At 45.6% G+C, this 4,710-nt stretch carries 4 protein-coding genes; all 4 read left to right on the forward strand.

Features of this window, described 5'->3' with window-relative positions:
• Positions 1-148 precede the first annotated feature (148 nt).
• The 4 genes from ACXLDX_RS12480 to ACXLDX_RS12495 all read left to right on the forward strand — a co-directional run bounded on the left by ACXLDX_RS12480 (position 149) and on the right by ACXLDX_RS12495 (position 4,510).
• Entirely contained in the window at positions 149-1,462 is a 1,314-nt protein-coding gene (locus ACXLDX_RS12480) for a tetratricopeptide repeat protein (protein WP_457577516.1), read from the forward strand.
• A 209-nt stretch (positions 1,463-1,671) separates the two neighbouring features.
• Positions 1,672-2,388: a glycosyltransferase family 2 protein gene (locus tag ACXLDX_RS12485; RefSeq protein WP_457577517.1), complete on the forward strand. Its 717-nt coding sequence runs from the start codon at positions 1,672-1,674 to the stop codon at positions 2,386-2,388.
• On the forward strand, positions 2,385-3,032 hold the full coding sequence (locus ACXLDX_RS12490; protein WP_457577518.1) for a lipid-A-disaccharide synthase N-terminal domain-containing protein: 648 nt from the start codon (positions 2,385-2,387) through the stop codon (positions 3,030-3,032). The genes ACXLDX_RS12485 and ACXLDX_RS12490 overlap by 4 nt, the downstream gene beginning before the upstream one ends.
• Positions 3,032-4,510 (forward strand): ArnT family glycosyltransferase, encoded by a 1,479-nt coding sequence (locus tag ACXLDX_RS12495; protein WP_457577519.1) that lies wholly within the window; start codon positions 3,032-3,034, stop codon positions 4,508-4,510. The genes ACXLDX_RS12490 and ACXLDX_RS12495 overlap by 1 nt, the downstream gene beginning before the upstream one ends.
• Positions 4,511-4,710: the final 200 nt, after the last annotated feature.

Consider the following 4,710-nt stretch of genomic DNA (forward strand, 5'->3'; position numbering starts at 1 on the left):
GGATCAGAGCCGAATAGAGGCTTTTGCCCTGGAAAACAAGAATATATGATGTCAAAGAGCAATATAGTGGAGAAAAATCCACCTCCATCGTAATGATGGAAATAAATGTGAAACTCTAAACTTTAGCAATACAATGGAAATACAGAATATGCCAACCGCAAAAACATCTTTTTTATCCATTATTTTTATCTTCTTACTGTTGTTGCCGTTTTTACCTGCAAGAGCAAATGAAACAAATGCATGTAAAAAATACATAGAAACTGCCGGCAGACTGATCAAGGCAGATCATCATTTTGAGGCAAGTGACGCATTGCGAAAAGCAATTGATCTTGATGACTCAAGACACCCCTCCCTCCACATGAAACTGGCAGTACTTTATTACAGCCTCAGCCTGATTCCCGATGCGATAAGAGAAGGTGAAAAAGCGGTCAATCACAACCCATCCTCAAAATGGTTCAAATACGACCTGGGAAAATTCTATTTCGCCAACAACCAGCTGGACAAGGCAGAAAAACAGTTTACCACACTGCTCTCCCTGGACCCTGGATTCACTTTCGCTTATTATTATCTGGCCGAAGTCTATTTTCAGAAACAACGGTATGATCTGGCCTGGCTCAGCCTTTCAAGAGCACGATTTCTCGGATTCAAAGGAACTTTTCTTAAAGAAAAACTGCTGCCACTCACCCGGAAACCGACTGAAGACTTTGAAAAAACATCAGATGATAAACTGTTCAGATTTATAAAACTTCCATCCCGTGAAAAAGCTGAGGAGGTCCTGCAAAACATCAGGAGCGGAAAACTTTTCGAAAAGATGGAACTTCAGTTGAAAAAGGACCACCTTTCCGGTTTTGGTTATGGGATAATGACCCTTTCAGAACTGAAAAAAACCATTGCCGACACCCTGAAAACAAGCAAGCCATATTCTTCTCCCAAAATGATCAAAACCGGATCCGACTACCGGATCATGCAGAGAATAATGGCATTTAATCCTTCCGCCTGGCAGGCACTGACCGGTAAATCAGCCCGGCCCCCGTACAGGTCAGCACAGGAGGAAACTGAAAACCCTTCTCGGGAAAAACCGACCGCGGAAAACCGTTTTTCCGCCAGACTTGCAGCATTCTATGCCCTTGAAAACTGGAAAAATTCCTGGGAAAATGGTGATTTAAAAGCCTATTTTGGCGCGTACAGTGATTCATTCATGCCTGCGGATCAAACCAACCTGGCCAGGTGGAAAAAGAAAAGAGAAAACAGCCTGACCCTCCCGAAATTTATACATATCGATCTGGTTAATCCCGTCATTGAAATGATACAACCGGGGAAAATCACCATCACCTTTCAACAGATTTATGAATCTGACAGATATGCTGACAGGATCATTAAAAAATTGACTTTCAACAGGGAACCGGATGGCTGGAAAATTATCCGGGAGGAAACAGTCAGGAACCTCCCGGACCCAGGCTGAAGAGTACAGATTTCAACCCTTGAACATCCACCGGCCCGGCACCATTCCAATCTGGCCGGGTTTCATGGGTAATCAGAAAAACTCTTGAGTTCAACAAAAATGTCTGGTAACGATGGAAGGTTGGAATTTTATCTGGTCCGGCTCCGCCAAACTATGAATTCCGGTTCGGGTAACGGCCGGTTTGGAGCAACCGAGGAGTAACAGGTCCAATGGACAAGACGTTTACCATCATAGTTCCCGTTTATAATGAAGAGGAGAGTCTGCCCGCCTTTTTTGAAACCATGGAACAGTTTCTCAAGGTCAGCCCGGTTCCGACCCGTGTTCTCTTTATTGATGACGGATCCACGGATGAAAGCCCAGCTCTTCTCCGGCAAAGATGTGACACCGCAAGCCACCATGGGTACCTGACACTTGACCGGAATTACGGCCTCTCCACAGCCATCAAGGCGGGAATAGACAACTGCAGCACTTCACTCGTGGGTTATATTGATGCGGATCTGCAGACAAAACCGGAGGATTTTCTCCTCTACTTTCAATATTTTCCCGAATACGACATGGTCAACGGCATCAGAGCAAAACGAAAGGACAGCCTTATCAAAAAAATTTCCTCCAGATTTGCCAACAGTTACAGAAGACTGATGATCAATGACGGCATAAGCGACACCTGTTGCCCCCTGAAAATCATCAAAACAGACTGCGCCCGGCAGATGCCGTTTTTTACCGGCATGCATCGTTTCATGCCCGCTCTTGTCCAGCTGCAGGGGGGCCGTGTCATGGAAATCCCTGTCTCCCATTACCCGCGACTGGCCGGAACCAGCAAATACCACCTGCTGAATCGCCTTGTCGGACCTTTTTTTGACACCCTTGCCTTTCGCTGGATGCGCAGCAGATATATCAGCTATGGGATTGCAGACTGGTCCAGATGAATCAGTATTTTGTTTTCAGTATAGGGTTTCTCTCCCAGTTGCTCTTTTCCGCCCGGCTTCTTGTCCAGTGGATCAGCTCGGAAAAAGCAGGCCGTATTCTCTCCCCTCTTCTCTTCTGGCAACTCAGCATTCTCGCTTCATTTCTTATGATGGTTTATGGAATCCTCCGAAATGACCTTGCCATAATAACCGGCCAGGCCATCACCTATGGTATTTATATCAGAAATCTCCATTACCATGGTTTCTGGAAAAATATTCCGGCACCGGTCCGTTTTTTCGCCATCTGTTTCCCCGGCCTTGCCATTATCTGGCTGCTGAGTGGTGACAGCTATAATTTTCAGACCATTCTTGCAAACAGGGATATCTCCCGTCCACTTATGATCTGGGGAGTGACCGGTCAGTTTGTTTTTACCTTTCGCTTTGTTTTCCAATGGATTTATGCAGAAAGAAAAAAAGAATCACTGCTTCCCGTTGGATTCTGGATTATCAGTTTCGGCGGTTCTCTCATGGTACTTTCCTATGCAATCATTCGAAGAGATCCGGTTCTTTTTATCGGCCAGATTTTTGGTTTTGTCGTCTACAGTAGAAATATCATTCTTTGGACAAAGGAAAAAAAACAGACAGCCTGCGGAGATGAGAAATAATGGAAAATACAGGAAAACGATCCTTAACTCCGTATTTTATTGCCGCTCTGGTCACGTATTTTGTCCTGCATATAGTTCTTCGAGTCCTGGTCTCCGACTCCCTGGATTATGATGAAGCGGAGCAGGCCCTCCTGGGTCAATGGCTTCTGTCCGGGTACACGGAACAGCCACCACTCTATACCTGGATACAGTATGGACTTTTCCATCTGCTTGGTAAAAATGTACTGGCGGTCAGCCTGCTGAAAAACAGCCTGCTTTTTCTTACCTATCTTTTTGTCTTTCTCAGCGGAAAAAAACTGTTGAACAATGAACGGGCAGCCATAATGGCATCCTGCTCCCTGATCCTGATTCCACAGATCGGCTGGGAGTCCCAACGGGACATGACACACACGACCCTGGTGGTATGCGCCGCCGCCGCTGTTTTATGGACAGTTTTGAGACTGCTGGAAAACAGGTCTTTTTTCAACGCTCTTCTTTTGGGATTTTTCTGGGGTATCGGTATTCTGGCCAAGGCCAACTTCTTTCTCTTTCTCCTGATTCTCGGCCTTACCCTCCTGACTTTTCGCCGGGGAAGAAAGGTGCTGTTCTCAAGACAGTTCCTCCTCAGTGTCTTTATTGCTCTCTGCCTCAGCAGCCTTTACCTGTACTGGATGTATACTCATCAGGAGATCGTTTTCTCTGCAACCGGTAAATTCAAGCAGGCGGTTGAAATGTACCAGGTCAAAGGTGTCACAAGCTTTTTTATCAATACCTTTCTTTTTCTCACACCTCTCTGGTTTATCTACCTGCTTTTCTTTCCCACCGGTTACCTCGGAAAACCGGCACCAGGGCAAGAATTTTCCGCACGGTTCATGCTTCGCTACGGCCTTTTTTTTGTACTCGTTCTCCTTGTCGTCGTTCTCCTGTTCAAGGTTTCCTATGTCAAGGACCGCTGGATGCAACCCCTTCTCTTTGCAGCACCTCTTGTATTCTTTTCACGCTTTGATGTCAATACAGTCACCGAAAAACAGTTTAAGCGGTTTATTGGTGTCACCATTCTCTCTGCCGTTGCCGTTTACTGTGCCTTTACGCTGCGGGTCGTCGGTGCACCAATGACCCATCACTATTGCAGGTTGAATTATCCCTTCACACAATTAGCAAATGAAATCCGCAAAGACGGTTTCGACGGAGGTCTGATTATCAGCAACAACCGCTTTATTGCCGGAAACATGCATTTCCAGTTTCCCGACAGCCAGGCGGTTATCCCGGGTTATGCTTTTGAAATGCTGATCAATTCTTCACCGTTTTCACAGGCTGCAGTGATCTGGAAAATCAACGACGCGGCACCCCATATTCCCATGCAACTTGTGGAGTATCTCCAGAAAAAGTTTGATATCAATTCCATTGATTATCCTGTTATTGTCCATAAAGCACCCTATAAATATTCCACCCGGGACAAGGTCAGGATAGGAGTATTGCTGTTCCGCCTGCAGAAATAATCCTTCCCTCTCTGTTCATGTTTGCAAATTGTGTCTGTCCGCAAAAAGTCTCTCCGGCTCTCCCTCTTCTGATAACTCTGGCTATTGGCCTGTTTTATGTATAATATATCTGTTCACCTACGAAACTCAGTCTGTTATTTGTGAGTCTGGGGATTGGGCCTGTTTTATCAGGCGTATTTCAAAAATCACATTAGACTGAT

The organism is Desulfomarina sp. (genome assembly GCF_054039375.1).

Bases quoted from the DNA above. Each gene is read 5' to 3' on its own strand.
- ACXLDX_RS12480 (WP_457577516.1), top strand. From the start codon at position 149: ATGCCAACCGCAAAAACATCTTTTTTATCCATTATTTTTATCTTCTTA.
- ACXLDX_RS12485 (WP_457577517.1), top strand. From the start codon at position 1,672: ATGGACAAGACGTTTACCATCATAGTTCCCGTTTATAATGAAGAGGAG.
- ACXLDX_RS12490 (WP_457577518.1), top strand. From the start codon at position 2,385: ATGAATCAGTATTTTGTTTTCAGTATAGGGTTTCTCTCCCAGTTGCTC.
- ACXLDX_RS12495 (WP_457577519.1), top strand. From the start codon at position 3,032: ATGGAAAATACAGGAAAACGATCCTTAACTCCGTATTTTATTGCCGCT.